Source organism: Flavobacterium sp. RSP46, from assembly GCF_003984825.1.
Taxonomy (GTDB): Bacteria; Bacteroidota; Bacteroidia; order Flavobacteriales; family Flavobacteriaceae; genus Flavobacterium.
Genome location: NZ_RYDM01000001.1, coordinates 688,341 through 702,408, shown reverse-complemented (window position 1 = coordinate 702,408; position 14,068 = coordinate 688,341). Strand labels below are relative to the sequence as shown.

Sequence of the window (14,068 nt, the reverse complement as noted above, 5' to 3'; positions counted from 1 at the left end):
ACTTCCTTATTTATATTCTCCTTTTTAATTTGGGCCTACACTGCTCTGCTCAAAGCTTTCAGGTACTCATTACAGGAAAATCAATATTGGAAACAAAGACAATCGACTCTTTAAAATATAACCCAAAACACACAAACACAAAATCAATTGAGATTGAATTAAACAGGCTGTCCGAAGATCTTTCAAGAATTGGATACATTGACAACATTACCGGACCACCAATCCAAATAAATGACTCCAGTTATCTTGCTAAAATACATTTAGGAGAAAAAATAAAAGCGATACATATATATATAGGTAGCAACAAAAAACCAAACCTTCCTATACTTTTAAAAGAAGAAGAAGAAGATACTATTATACTACCTTACCCAGAAATAGATTTTTACTTGCGTAAAAAAATACAAGAATTAGAACAAAATGGGTTTGCATTAGCTAAACTAAAGCTGACAAACATCAAAAGAATAAATGCCGTTTTGTATGCCAATTTAAAAATAGAAACCGACAAGAAAAGAATCTTAAATGCGATAACCATAAATTACGAAGACACAAATTCAACTACAAAATTCCCATCCGGACATTTTGCTCAACTAAACAGAAAATACAAAACAAGCATTTTTAACCAAAAAGTACTCGATCAGATTTACACTGATTTTGAAAATTTTGGATTCATCAGTCAAATAAAATATCCGGAAATTTTATTTACAAAAGATACCACAAAAGTATACGTATATCTTCAAAAAAGAAAATCAAACACATTTGACGGTTTCATTGGGTTTTCTAACAATGAAAATCAAAAAATCACATTAAATGGATATTTAGATGTACAACTCCAAAATATTTTAGGTACCGGCGAACAACTTTCAGTATATTGGAAAAGCGATGGCAATGACCAAAAAACATTTAAAGCAAGTGTAGAATTGCCCTATTTACTAAAAACTCCAATAGGCCTAAAAGCACAGATTCAGCTATTCCGACAAGACACGACCTTTCAAAACACTAAAACCGCAATAGACCTGAGCTACTTCATTAATTACAACACCCGGTTTTATTTAGGATACCAAAAAACAGAATCCAGCGCTATCCAAAATTTAAACAATAATCCAATTAGCGATTTCAATAATTCGTTCCTAACGTCGAGTTTTAATTATATCAAATTAAACGCAGCCAATTCTATTTTTTCAATAAAATCAAGTCTCACACTACAATCCGGAATAGGAAGCAGAGTTCTTTATACCCTATCCGAAAATACAACAAAAAGCAACCAGTTTTTTATAAACATTCAAGGTGTACACAACTTTAACCTGAATAAAAAAAATTCCATCTATGTAAATAGTCTAAATTATTATCTACAAAGCAATAATTATGTCACAAACGAATTATATCGTTTTGGGGGATTCAACAGCGTAAGAGGTTTTGCTGAAAATAGCCTGCAAGCCTACCTCATGACTTCACTACTCACGGAGTATCGCTATATTGTATCTCCCAATCTTTACGTTCATTCAATTTTAGATTACAGTATTTTCAAAGATAAATCCGCAATAGACCAACAAGACAAAAAAGAAAACTTAATAGGCATTGGAATGGGATTGGGATTACTAACAAAAAATGGATTATTCAAATTAGCACTTGCCAGTGGGAGCACCACAAATCAACCACTAGAAATAAACAATACAATTGTACACATCAGCTATAATGTCACTTTTTAAAACATTAGAAACCGATTATACGACTTTTGTTCTATTAAAAATAGTCAAAATTTAAAAATCAAAAAACATTGCGAATAGCATATTAAAATTAATTTCTAATTTACTTCAAAACTTAAATAAAAGAATTAGAAAACATTTTTTGACATGGCAAACAGTTTTCGTCTCTATTTCTTTGCATCCAGTAAGGCACAATATCCAGCCCATACTTTTTTTAACAGAACATTTACACTACAGACAAACATAGCAGTAAAAAAAAATCTAGATATCCGCAAACAATTATCATCCTATTTAAACAATATTATGTTTTCATGAGATATCTCCTGATTTTTGTTTAAAAAAAACAAAAATATTGACTAATTAATAGTATTTATTGAAAATATTAAATTATTGTTAAATTTTAACGATAAATAATTAGGAATATTAACAAATTATTAAGAGATTTGCTAAACTAATTCAAAATATTTATAAAATGAAACTAAAGTTCAATGGATTCTTTGTACTACTTGTAGTACTTATGGCGCAGCTTACTTTTGCGCAAGAAAGATCTGTTTCAGGTGTTGTTTCTGATAATGCAGGATTGCCAATACCAGGCGTGAGTGTATTAGTGAAAGGAACAAATACTGGAACACAAACTGATTTTGATGGGAAATATTCCATCAAAGCAAAGTCAACTGATATGCTGATTTTTAGCTACGTGGGTATGAAAACCATACAAATGTCAGCTAGTTCTACAAACCTAAAGGTTAAATTAGCTAGTGAAGCCATGGAGCTTGAAGGAGTTGTAGTGACTGCTTTGGGGATTAAAAAATCAGAAAAAGCAATAGGATATGCTGCTCAAAGCATTAAAGGAGAATCGCTTACTGAAGCAAGAGAAAGTAATTTAGTAAATGCCTTGAGCGGTAAAATTGCCGGAGTTCAAGTAACCAATAGTTCCGGAGCAGTAGGGGCATCTTCAAGAGTAGTATTAAGAGGTAACTCTTCTATCACGGGAAATAACCAAGCTTTATTTGTTGTTGATGGCGTTCCTTTTGACAACTCATCTTACAGTAAATCAGATTCAAATGGAGGAAATGATTTGCCAAATGGTGTTGCCAGTATCAATCCTGATGACATTGAAAGTATGACAGTATTAAAAGGGCCAAATGCTGCTGCATTATATGGACTTAGAGCAAGTAATGGGGTAATCATTATTACTACAAAATCCGGTAAATCTGGAAAAGGAAAAAGCGTTGTTTCCTTTAATACAAATACTACATTTTCAAACCCTTTGGTAGTGCCAAATTACCAAAATTCATATGGTCAAGGTGCCACTTCTGATTATTTTGAATATGTTGACGGTGCTGGTGGTGGTTACAATGACGGTGTGGATGAAAGCTGGGGTCCTGCATTAGACAAAGGTTTATCTTTTGTTCAATGGGATTCATACAAAGTAGGTGGTGCACCGTTACCTTGGATTTCCCACCCTAACAATGTAAGAAGTTTTTACGAAACAGCTGTATCAACGTCTAACAACCTATCCTTATCTTCAGGCAATGAAGATGCTAATTTTAGAATGTCTATTGGTAATACGGATGAAAAAGGAATGTTACCTTCAACAGACTTTAAAAAATTAAGTGTTAGTCTAAATGGAAATATAAAATTAAACGAAAGACTTTCTTCAGGTGTGTCATTAATGTATTTTAATGATAAAAGTAATAATTTACCAACTGGTGGATATGATAATGAAAATGTAGCTCAACAATTCATCTGGTCAGCTAGAAATGTGAATTTCAGTGATTTTAAGGATTTTAATAATTTGCCTTTAGCTCCAGAAAACACACCTGCTGCTGGAACTCCAATCAACTGGAACAATAACTTCCAAAACAATCCATATTGGGTTTTAGCTACCAATAGAAACACATTTGACAAAGACAGGCTTACTGGCTCAGCATTTATGACCTACGAACTTGGAAAAAATCTTACCGCAACCGGTAAAATGTCCTTAGACCATTACTCTCAAGTAATTACTAAAAGACAGGCATGGGGTTCAAATTCAGCCCCTGATGGAACTTTTAGCGAAAATACTTTAAGATATTCTGAGATAAACACAGAAATGCTTTTAGGATACAAAAACAATATTACTAAAAACATTGCCTTCAACATTAATTTTGGCGCCAACCAGATGAGAAGAAAATCAACTCAAACATTTGGAGCCATTACAGCTTTAGAATTACCTAATTTCTATAATTTATCTAATATAAAATCAGGTACTACTCCTCAATTTGGGAATAATTACAATGAAGTTAGAATTGGATCTTTATATGGTTTTGGACAAGTTTCTTATAAAAATTATTTCTATCTTGATTTTTCAGGAAGAAATGACTGGGCAAGTGTACTTCCAGTCCAAAACAACTCTTTTTTCTATCCTGCAGTTTCAGGATCTTTAGTCCTATCTGAGATTTTTAACACCACACAATCTGCTGTTAACTATATTAAATTAAGAGGAGGATGGTCAAAAGTAGGAGGAACGGGAGCTTTAGGGGCTTATAATTTAAACTCTACTTATGCCCTGTCAAATAGCGGATGGGGAAATCAAGCTTCAACACCCAATACTCAATTTAATCCAAATTTAAAACCTGAAACCGTTGTAGGTACCGAAGTAGGTATTGATTTAAATGCTTTCAAAAACAGATTACGTTTTGCAGGTACTTATTACACTAAAAAAAGTTCTGATTTATTGGTTCCAATTCAAGTTTCAGCATCTACAGGATTCACAAGTGTTTGGGATAACATTGCTTCAATGGAGAATAAAGGGATTGAGTTGCAGTTAGGAGTTACTGCTTTGAAAACTGAAGATTTTAGTTTTGATATCGATTTAAATTTTGCAAAGAATGATAATACTGTTACTTCACTTGGCGGATTAGATACTTATATTTTAGGTCAACAATGGGGTATTACATTAGAAGCAAGAAAAGGACAATCTTATGGTGCTTTGGTTGGGAGAGGATTTTCAAAAGATCCAAACGGAAATGTGATTTATGTAAATGGATTACCTGTTATTGAAAGTGATAAAAAAGTATTAGGCAATATCACACCGGACTGGACTGGAGGAGCTAACTTTACTATGAAATACAAAGGTTTCGATTTCAGCACTTTAATTGATGCTAAAGTTGGCGGTGACGTTCACTCTATGACCTATGCTTGGGGTAGATATGCTGGAACCTTAGAAGAATCTTTAATTGGACGTGAAACTGGTCTTGTAGGAGATGGGGTTATGTCTGATGGTGCTGGCGGTTATGTTCCAAATAATGTTGTTGTAAGTGCAAAAACATTTAATCAAACAGCGTATGGCAATACGATTGAGGAAAGCGCTATTTTTGATGCTACTTATATTAAATTAAGACAAATGTCTTTAGGATATACATTCCCAAGACAATGGTTAGCTGGTACATCAATCACGGACTTCAAGTTTTCTATAAATGCTAGAAATTTAGCAATTTTATATAAAGCAGCTCCACATATTGATCCAGAAACTGGATTTGGTAGTGGTAATGGTGTTCAAGGTATGGAATTTGGTCAAATTCCTTCAGCAAGGTCTTATGGGTTTAACATATCAGTTAAATTTTAAATCTAATAATTAGAAAATCATGAAAAAAATATCAATTTTATTTATTGCATTGATTGCGCTTTTGAGTGCAAGTTGCGATAAAGACTTCGAAACAGTAAATACAGATCCGAATAATTCAGTTTCAGTTCCCGCTCATTTATTATTGGGAAATATTGTACGTGTCAACCAAAATACTATTTATGGTATGCAACAAGGTGGAGATATGGGAATGGTCTGGGCACAACATTTGTCTAAGGTACAATACAATGACGAGGAAAGATACATTCCAAGAAGAGGAGCTATAGACGGTGTATGGAATAACTTGTATGCCTCTGTAATTGCAGATGCGCAATCCATGTACACATTAGCAGAAAACGAGGGAAACAGTAATCTAAAAGGAATTTCATTAGTACTTCAAGCCAATGGGTTTCAAATTTTGACTGATCTTTATGGTCCAATTCCCTTTACAGAATTTAATAAAACTGGTAATTTAAAACCGGTATATGACAAACAAGAAGTAGTTTACGATGGTATAATCGATATGTTAACTCGTGCAGACGCACTTTTGGCAAATGGAACAGGAGAAGTGCCTGCAACTTCTGATTTAGTGTATGCTGGAAACACTTCGAAATGGAGAAAATTTGCTAATTCATTAAAACTAAAAGCTTTAATGAGAATTTCAAAAGCTAAAAATGTCAGTACACAACTTCAAGCTCTAGTAAATGCCGGGCAATTAATGTCTTCTAGTGATGACAGTGCCAAATTACTATATTTGGCAGCACAACCTGATGCAAATCCTATTTATGAAACTGTCATTTTTGGTACACGATCTGAATATAAAGTGAGTTCTGTTTTAGTTAAAAAATTACAAGCTCTAGCAGACCCAAGATTGCCAATTTTTGCACAAAAAAACAACACCGGTCTATACGTTGGAAACATCCCAGGCCAAGAAAATTCTGGAAATTATAACGGTTTTTCATCTTTAGGTACCTTTTATCTAAATCCTACATTACCTGGTGTATTACTATCTTATGCACAATCAGAATTTTTATTAGCTGAAGCAATCAATGAAGGATATGTATCCGGAGGTATTGCAGCAGCATTGTCTCATTACAAAAATGGGATTACTGCTAACTTTAAATTCAACGGCATCGAAGGAAGCGCCGCTGCATATGTTGCACAGCCTAACATTGAATTTACAAATCAAGCTGATGCTCGAGTTAAAATTGGAGAACAAGTATGGTTTGCTCTTTTTGGTCAAGGTTTTGAAGCATGGACAGAGTGGAGAAGAACAGGCTACCCAGCTTTATTTCCAGTTGTTCAAGCAGCTGAAACTACTATTCCTTCAAGATTATATTATAATTCTCAGGAGATTTCACTTAACAGAGTAAATTATGAAGCTGCAACTACAACATTAACAAGTGGTGACAAATTAACATCTCGTCTTTGGTGGATGAAATAATAATATTTAAAAAGAAAAAAATGAAAAAATTTAAATTATATTCTTTGGCTCTTTTAGTCTTAACTAGCCTTTTTTCTTGTGAAAAAGACAGCGATATGCTAACAGGCGGAGCAGAAACAGGTGGTTTGATAACCGTAAACTCAGGTTTAGTTGGCTATGTGGTTGGAAACGGTAATGATTTTAAATATCCAGTAAAAGTTACAGTTTTTCAAGGTGATGTAACCACTACTAAAATTGAAATATACAAATCATTCACAAACGTGGCTGGAGTAAAAAGCAACGAGATATTATTCAGGACTATTGATCTTCCAACTACACCCAAAAATCAAACTATTGATTTTACAGTAACATACAATGAGCTAAAAACCGGTCTAACTGTAGGTGGTCAACCTCTACCAACCGATGATAGTTTATTAAAAATAGGAGATGCATGGACTTTGAGATATGTAACTACAACTTCTGAAAGTAATGTACATAATAATTCTAAAAGCACTAAAGTTGCTGTAGGAACTCGTTTTGCAGGAACTTATAAAGTTATCGATAGTAATTACTGGAGACTTGGCGTTAGTAATGGTGGATGGAACGGTGGGATTCGTGTAATAGAATCAGTAGATGCTACAACTTACAGATTTGTTGATTATGCTGGTCCTTTTCAGGCTGCTACTAATACACACTATTTCACAATTGATGCTTCAAATGTAGTTAAAACACCACAAACCTACAAAGGAGCTGTGCAATTGTTGAATGGATGGCCATTAATTAACTGTACATCTAATCCTATAGATATGAAACTTTCATGTGGATATTCAGGACCTCAAAACACTGTAACTAAAGATGACGTTAATTCTAAAGACAGAATTTACAGAACTTATGGTTACTATACTGGAGGATCAGGACCACGTGAATTTTATGAAGCTTTAGAAAGAGTAGTCAACTAAAAAAAAAAGAAAATGAAAAAAATAACCAAACAATTTATATTTTCAGCACTTTCAATGACAGCACTGCTTTTTGTAGGATGTCAGGAAGAACCTGAACTTACTGGACAAAGCACAGTTGAAGTTGCTCAAAATGTTACGGGTACTGTTCAGTTTGTTGCTCCATTGGCTGCAACACAAACAGTGAATGAAAAAAATGAAGGAAAGTATCAATACAAACTTAATATAACTAATGCTCAACCAGTAGATATTTATGTAAAAGTGAAACTGAAGTCCGGAACAGCCACTAGAGGAATGGATTTTGACTTTGATGACCAACTTTTAATTAAAGCGTATACTACATCTGTAACAGGAAATATTAGCATTTTAAGTGATGGAGTTTTTGAGGCAACTGAAAATTTCGTTTTAGAAATAGGCGGTGATGTAAATATATCCAATGCTTCAATTCCTGCAACTACTGTATCATTCACTATTGTTAATGCTTTATCTGATAATTTAGACTTAAAGTTTAACTTCAATAAATCATTTTCAGATGGATCAGTAACTAAAACCTTATGTGGTATCGGTTACGATATGGATTTCTATGTATTAGACGCTAATCTGAAAGATACTAAAATATATCAAGCAGCTGCATCTGGGTGTCCAGAAATTTTAACAGTTACGCCCGCAAAATTTCCTAATGGTACATATCACATCTATTATGATCTTTATGACAATCATGGTCTTCACACGATGAACACACCAGAATTTACTATTCCTATTTCTGTAGATTACTCGAGAGGCGGTAGCAATGTATCTGGTTCATTTAATCAAGAAGCTAAATTTGCTACAACTTCAAAAGCACTTGGATATGAACAAGGCAATACATCAGAGCCTTTCGACTATGTTGTTACTATAATTGTTAACAACGGAGTTTATACGTTGAAAAATAGCGTTCCTACAACGGTAGCTACTCTAAAAACAGCAAACACTGTACTAAATACTATTAAACAAGCTAGAATGAATAATAAAAAATAAAAACTAGTTTACAATAAGTAGTTTATGTAAACTATGTTTTAAATTATTTTATTAAAACCACCCCATTTTTTGGGGTGGTTTTTTTTTATATCTTTTGCATGATAGAAAAAAAATATAAAATATTTGAGATTAGAGCGATAATTGAAGCTATATAAGCGGGTGCAACAGTAGACAACGTTTATATTCAAAAGGAAGCAAGAAGCAAACTAATGTAAAACTTAATGAAAGTGATGAAGCGCAGAAACATCAACTTTTCGTGTGTTCAAGTTGAAAAACTAAACAGATTGACTCCTAACAATCATCAAGGTGCGGTGGCAACTATCCCGACAATTTCCTTTTTTGAATTAGAATCTTTGATTGAATCCGTAATAGAGAATGGAAAGAAACCTTTGTTATTAATTTTGGTAAATATCGGATGCCCATAATTTTGGTGCTATCAAAAGAACGGCCGAATGTACAGGAGTAAATGAAATCATCGTTCAAAAAGCAGGTTCAGCACCAATAAACGATGATAAGGTAAAACATCTGCAGGCGCCGTTTTTAATATTCTTATTTGTACCGTAGGACGCATCAAAGACACTATTTTTTTGTTGCAGGCTACTGGTATAAAGAACGTTGTGGCCATTGAGAAAACAGATCAATATATATGACATTTTACTTAATGAACCCGTAGCGATTATTATAGGATCTGAAGATCGTGGTGTAAATCCTTCGTTTCTTGAAATTGTTGATAAAAAAGCAAAACTTCCAATGGTTTGGAACCATTAGATCATTAAACATTTCGGTAGCCTGTGGTGCTTTCTTATGTGAAGCGACAAGACAACGATCTTAGAATTTTTATTGTAACAACCTCTTCTAAAGAAGAGTTATGACTTCGGTAAATTCATTTTTTTTACTTGTAAAAAGTCCAGACCTTTATTAATAAATTAAAAAAACACAACAATTAATTATTCCTTATTTTCTTAGTTATTCTCCAGCAATTTACTGTCATTATGGATGGATTTTATATAATCTCTGGGCGTCAGATTACTATATAACTTAAAACTAGTGGTAAAATATGAAAATGAATTAAATCCTGTTTCATGAACCAAGAACTGTATGTTTCTTTCTCCAAGATGGATCAGCTTAATGGCGTAATCCAATCGAAACTCTCTCATATATTGGCTGATGTTCTTATTTGTCAGTTTTCTGATTCTTTTATCTAAAGTTGATTTACTAATAAAAAGCTGTTTGGACAATTCATCTATATCAACATTCAATTTCAAATTATTCAACAAATGTTCATTTACACTCGTAAGAAAATCTTTTTCAGATAATTTTATAGTAACTTTTGAAAACGGATCTGGTTTGAATTTTTTTTCTATATTATTTTTGAATTCAAGTAAATTATTGACTTTAAAAATTAACTCTCTAACCTTAAAAGGCTTTACTATAAAATCATTGACTCCGTTTTCAAGTAGCTTATACTGAACGCTATCGTCTATATTAGCAGTGATTATTACAAATGGAACTGCGTTTAGTTTACCATTTTTTTTTATATTAAAATACAAATCTTCTCCATTCATATTAGGCATCATCAAGTCACTAATAATAATATCGGGTATGTGTTTGTTTAAGTATAACAGTGCATCAATACCGTCTTTGAACCAGTTCACATTAAAACCACTCAGGCTCAATAACTCCGAGATTGAGTTGCCAAGCGCTACATCATCTTCAATCAATACTATTCCGCTTTTTTGATTTATCATGCACCTAAATTAACTATTTTTATTTTAAATTATTGTTATTATTTTTTAAATCATTAGGACTAGTATTCATATAAATTAAAATTAAAATATCTTTATTTATGATTAAAGAACTACACCTCGCAAATGAAGCAATTACACCTAAAAAATCTAACAAAAGAGACCGATTGATTTACAATTATTTTTTTATCTGATAAAATAATTTTGCGCATACAACAGAAAGGCGTATGCTTTATTAGAAATAAATTAGTCTTAATAAAATTGATTTATTATATTGAAAAAATCAAATAAATAAAACCGTCTTAGATTGATGAAAAATCTCTTAATAAACATTTCTAAAGTCACTAATACTGTATTAAAAAAACACTCCATAAATGACGCCTTAGACTTATACTTAAGCGACATTGCCAAAGAACAACAAATCGACAGCTATACTATTTATAAGAACAAAACAAAAAACGGCATAATAACCTTTCATTCTGTCAATAAAAGACCAGATAATGAAATTAACAATCCTAATCAAAACGACCATAATTACGATAATTTTTCAGAACTTTATGAAATATTATCAAAAAACAAGTCTTTGCATGGTCTTGTCAGAGACAATAAAAATGTGATTTCTAAAAAATATATGGAAACAAAAGGAATAAAATCCTATTTATTTACCCCTATATTTTCGGAAACTACATTCTGGGGCTGGATCAGCTACACCATATGCAAAGAGGAAAGAAAATGGCAAGAGGAACAAATTAAAACCTTACACACAGTTGCTAAAAATATTGGAGACAGGCTTTACAAAGATAAAATTAATATAAAATTAAAAAAAACTTTGGAAAGATTTGATTTTTACATGGCCGGTTCAAATCAAGCAATGTGGGAATGGAATATTAAAACTAAGAAAACAACCTACTCTCATAATTGGGAAGGAATGTTAGGATATACTGAAGAAGAAATCATACAAGATAAAGAATTATGGCAAAAAAGCATTCACTCAGAGGACATGATTCAAATTGCAATCGATTTAGAATATTTTGTTACGCAAAAATTAAATCGGTATGAAGGAACTTCAAGAATGATTCATAAAGATGGACATATAATATGGATAAAATATTCCGGAATACTTAAAAAAAATAAAAAAGGAAAGCCGACAAAAGTCATTGGAACACATACTGATATTAGTGAGATTAGAGAAAAAGAAAACCAATTAGAGTTGTCCGAAGCTAAATTTAGATTCATTGCAGAAAACACAACCGATATAATTTGTCAACAAAAAATGGACGGAAGTTATTACTATATTTCAAATTCTTCAAAAGAAATAATAGGATATACACCTGATGAATTAATAAACAAAAAAATATTTGATTACATCCATCCTGACGATCATACAGACATGTTGAATTATTATAAAGCGTTTCTTAATTGCAGTAAAAACAAAACGGTAACGTATCGTTTTAGAAAAAAAGACAATGCCTATATATGGCTGGAAACCACTTTAAAAACAATATTAAATCATGAAAACATAATCATTGGTATACAAACTTCCAGCAGAGATGTCAGCGATAGAATTAAAGCCACCGAAGAAATCAAGATAGCATTTGAAAAAGAGAAAGAACTTAACGAAATGAAATCTAGGTTTATTACAATGGCGTCTCATCAATTTAGAACCCCTTTGACGGTTATTTATTCCAATGCGGAACTCATTGAGCTTAAATTAGATCATTTTGACAAAAACACACACCAATCCTTAGAAAAAATAACGTTACGAATAAAAAATGAAGTAGATCGAATGATCGAGTTAATGAACAACATATTAATTTTTGGAAAATACGAATCGGAAAAAATTCAAAAAACAATAAAAGTTCTAGATTTTAATACATTCATTAACTCCTTATTAAATCTTTATTTTAATAATCAACATCACAAACGCAAAATTCAAGTTAAAATAAAAGGTGAAAAACATTTTTTTATTACTGATGAAATCTTAATGACTCACATTCTAACGAATCTAATTAATAATGCCTTTAAATATTCCAAAGGAAAACCAGACCCTTTACTCCTTATAACCTATTTAGAAAAAGAACTAGAAATAGAGGTGATTGATTTTGGAATTGGAATTCCCGAAAATGATATTCAATATGTATTTACATCCTTTTTTAGAGCTTCAAATACAACGGCAATAACTGGTTCCGGATTAGGATTAGCAGTTGTAAAACAATTTACAGATTTTTTAAACGGTAAAATAGAACTAAAAACTCAAGAAAACATTGGAACTCGCATAAAATTAATTTTCCCTTATGAAAAAAAATAATATCCTTTTAGTTGATGATGACCCAAATATTAGAGAGACCATTGCTGAACTTCTAAGGTATGAAAATTACGAGGTAAAAGTTGCCTCTAATGGCCAAAACGCTTTAGATCTACTAGAATACTGGATTCCTGACTTAATTATATGCGATATAATGATGCCCGTAATGGACGGACATGTATTCCATAAAACAATCTCAGAAAACCAATCTTTGAGCCCCATTCCTTTTATTTTTCTGACAGCAAAAAAAGAAAATAATTTGATGAGAAAATGCCTGTTAAAAGGCGTTGATGATTTTTTATCAAAACCATTTAAAATCAAAGAGTTAATAAAAACAATAGATGTAAAAATAGAACGATTTGAAAAAATAAAGAATGCCAATAATAATTTATATATTGGCAAAAAAAATCATTTTGCACATGAAATAAACACCCCTCTTTCCGGGATTTTAGGTTCAATAGAATTGCTCATGGATGCTACAGAAAACTATAAAAAAAATGAAATCGCTACATTTTATGATTCAATAAGGGTCTCTGGAGAACGATTAAACAGAACAATGCAAAACTTAATACTCTATCAAAATCTTAAAAACAATACAATCGAGTTTGATCACCAGTCAAAAACTGAAATAGCGACGACATTTGTAAATACTACAAGCAAAATTTTTGAGATTTATGATAAAAAAAACAATACAATTAATTTCAAAATAGATGAAGCTACTATAAAAATTAGTCAAAGACACTTAAAATTCATCCTATTTGAATTAATTGATAATGCATTGAAATTTTCTAAAAAGGATCCTACAATTATTGTTTCCGGCCAAAAATATAATGAGGAATACTATGAACTGGTTATTAAAGATTTTGGCATAGGGTTTAGTTCTGCTGAATTAAATAAAATTGGTGCTGCGCAACAATTCAAAAGAGAAGAGAGAGAACAACAGGGATTAGGCATGGGCCTTTATCTAAGCAAAACAATTATAAAAAAAATAAATGGTGTTTTCAGTATTGTTTCAAAAGAGAATGAAGGCACTACCATTAAAATATTCCTTCCATTAGACTCTAATTGCTGATACACATAACAAGCATCCTGCAGTTTCTCAACTAATAAAAGACCATTAGTGTCCGCTAAATCTGTTTAAACTACCTAACCTCTTTCGTATTTTTGTTTGATTTAATACTGTATTTTTTTAGGATAAATAAAACAAGACAAAGACATCTTTAGTACTTAAAACTTCGATATTATTAAAAAAAAAGCGCAATAAGTATCGTTACTTGCAATCTCCAAGGCAGTATGAAAATAAAGCCCTAAT

The 14,068-nt window shown here is 31.9% G+C and carries 8 protein-coding genes and 1 pseudogene; 8 read left to right on the top strand and 1 reads right to left on the bottom strand.

The window, feature by feature from the left end; genetic code table 11:
- Positions 1 to 86: 86 nt before the first annotated feature.
- The 6 genes and pseudogenes from EKM01_RS03080 to rlmB all read left to right on the top strand — a co-directional run bounded on the left by EKM01_RS03080 (position 87) and on the right by rlmB (position 9,538).
- A complete protein-coding gene (locus EKM01_RS03080) occupies positions 87 to 1,706 on the top strand; it encodes a hypothetical protein (protein WP_233589286.1) in 1,620 nt (539 codons plus the stop codon).
- A 469-nt stretch (positions 1,707 to 2,175) separates the two neighbouring features.
- Positions 2,176 to 5,313, top strand: a complete 3,138-nt coding sequence (locus EKM01_RS03075; protein ID WP_126766783.1) for a SusC/RagA family TonB-linked outer membrane protein — start codon at positions 2,176 to 2,178, stop codon at positions 5,311 to 5,313.
- Positions 5,314 to 5,332: 19 nt separating this feature from the next.
- The gene (locus EKM01_RS03070; RefSeq protein ID WP_126766782.1) at positions 5,333 to 6,754 is read left to right on the top strand and encodes a SusD/RagB family nutrient-binding outer membrane lipoprotein; all 1,422 of its coding nucleotides are present in this window, start codon (positions 5,333 to 5,335) and stop codon (positions 6,752 to 6,754) included.
- Between the two features lie 95 nt (positions 6,755 to 6,849).
- A complete protein-coding gene (locus EKM01_RS03065; protein WP_126766780.1) occupies positions 6,850 to 7,692 on the top strand; it encodes a hypothetical protein in 843 nt (280 codons plus the stop codon).
- Between the two features lie 12 nt (positions 7,693 to 7,704).
- The gene (locus EKM01_RS03060; protein ID WP_126766777.1) at positions 7,705 to 8,706 is read left to right on the top strand and encodes a Calx-beta domain-containing protein; all 1,002 of its coding nucleotides are present in this window, start codon (positions 7,705 to 7,707) and stop codon (positions 8,704 to 8,706) included.
- Positions 8,707 to 8,807: 101 nt separating this feature from the next.
- Positions 8,808 to 9,538 (top strand): annotated as a pseudogene (gene rlmB, locus EKM01_RS03055) (23S rRNA (guanosine(2251)-2'-O)-methyltransferase RlmB).
- 130 nt (positions 9,539 to 9,668) lie between these two features.
- Here the strand turns inward: rlmB and EKM01_RS03050 are convergent.
- Entirely contained in the window at positions 9,669 to 10,454 is a 786-nt protein-coding gene (locus EKM01_RS03050) for a response regulator (protein ID WP_126458896.1), read from the bottom strand.
- 307 nt (positions 10,455 to 10,761) lie between these two features.
- Between EKM01_RS03050 and EKM01_RS03045 the strand changes: the two genes are divergently transcribed.
- Together EKM01_RS03045 and EKM01_RS03040 are read left to right on the top strand one after the other, a co-directional pair.
- Positions 10,762 to 12,759, top strand: a complete 1,998-nt coding sequence (locus EKM01_RS03045; protein ID WP_126766775.1) for a PAS domain-containing sensor histidine kinase — start codon at positions 10,762 to 10,764, stop codon at positions 12,757 to 12,759.
- The gene (locus EKM01_RS03040; RefSeq protein WP_126576610.1) at positions 12,746 to 13,828 is read left to right on the top strand and encodes a response regulator; all 1,083 of its coding nucleotides are present in this window, start codon (positions 12,746 to 12,748) and stop codon (positions 13,826 to 13,828) included. Before EKM01_RS03045 ends, EKM01_RS03040 begins: the two co-directional genes overlap by 14 nt.
- The last annotated feature ends 240 nt before the right edge of the window (positions 13,829 to 14,068 follow it).

Excerpts from the sequence above, each read along its gene's own strand:
- EKM01_RS03040 (WP_126576610.1), top strand. The coding sequence starts at position 12,746 with ATGAAAAAAAATAATATCCTTTTAGTTGATGATGACCCAAATATTAGA.
- EKM01_RS03050 (WP_126458896.1), bottom strand. The coding sequence starts at position 10,454 with ATGATAAATCAAAAAAGCGGAATAGTATTGATTGAAGATGATGTAGCG.
- EKM01_RS03075 (WP_126766783.1), top strand. The coding sequence starts at position 2,176 with ATGAAACTAAAGTTCAATGGATTCTTTGTACTACTTGTAGTACTTATG.
- EKM01_RS03060 (WP_126766777.1), top strand. The coding sequence starts at position 7,705 with ATGAAAAAAATAACCAAACAATTTATATTTTCAGCACTTTCAATGACA.
- EKM01_RS03045 (WP_126766775.1), top strand. The coding sequence starts at position 10,762 with ATGAAAAATCTCTTAATAAACATTTCTAAAGTCACTAATACTGTATTA.
- EKM01_RS03065 (WP_126766780.1), top strand. The coding sequence starts at position 6,850 with ATGCTAACAGGCGGAGCAGAAACAGGTGGTTTGATAACCGTAAACTCA.
- EKM01_RS03070 (WP_126766782.1), top strand. The coding sequence starts at position 5,333 with ATGAAAAAAATATCAATTTTATTTATTGCATTGATTGCGCTTTTGAGT.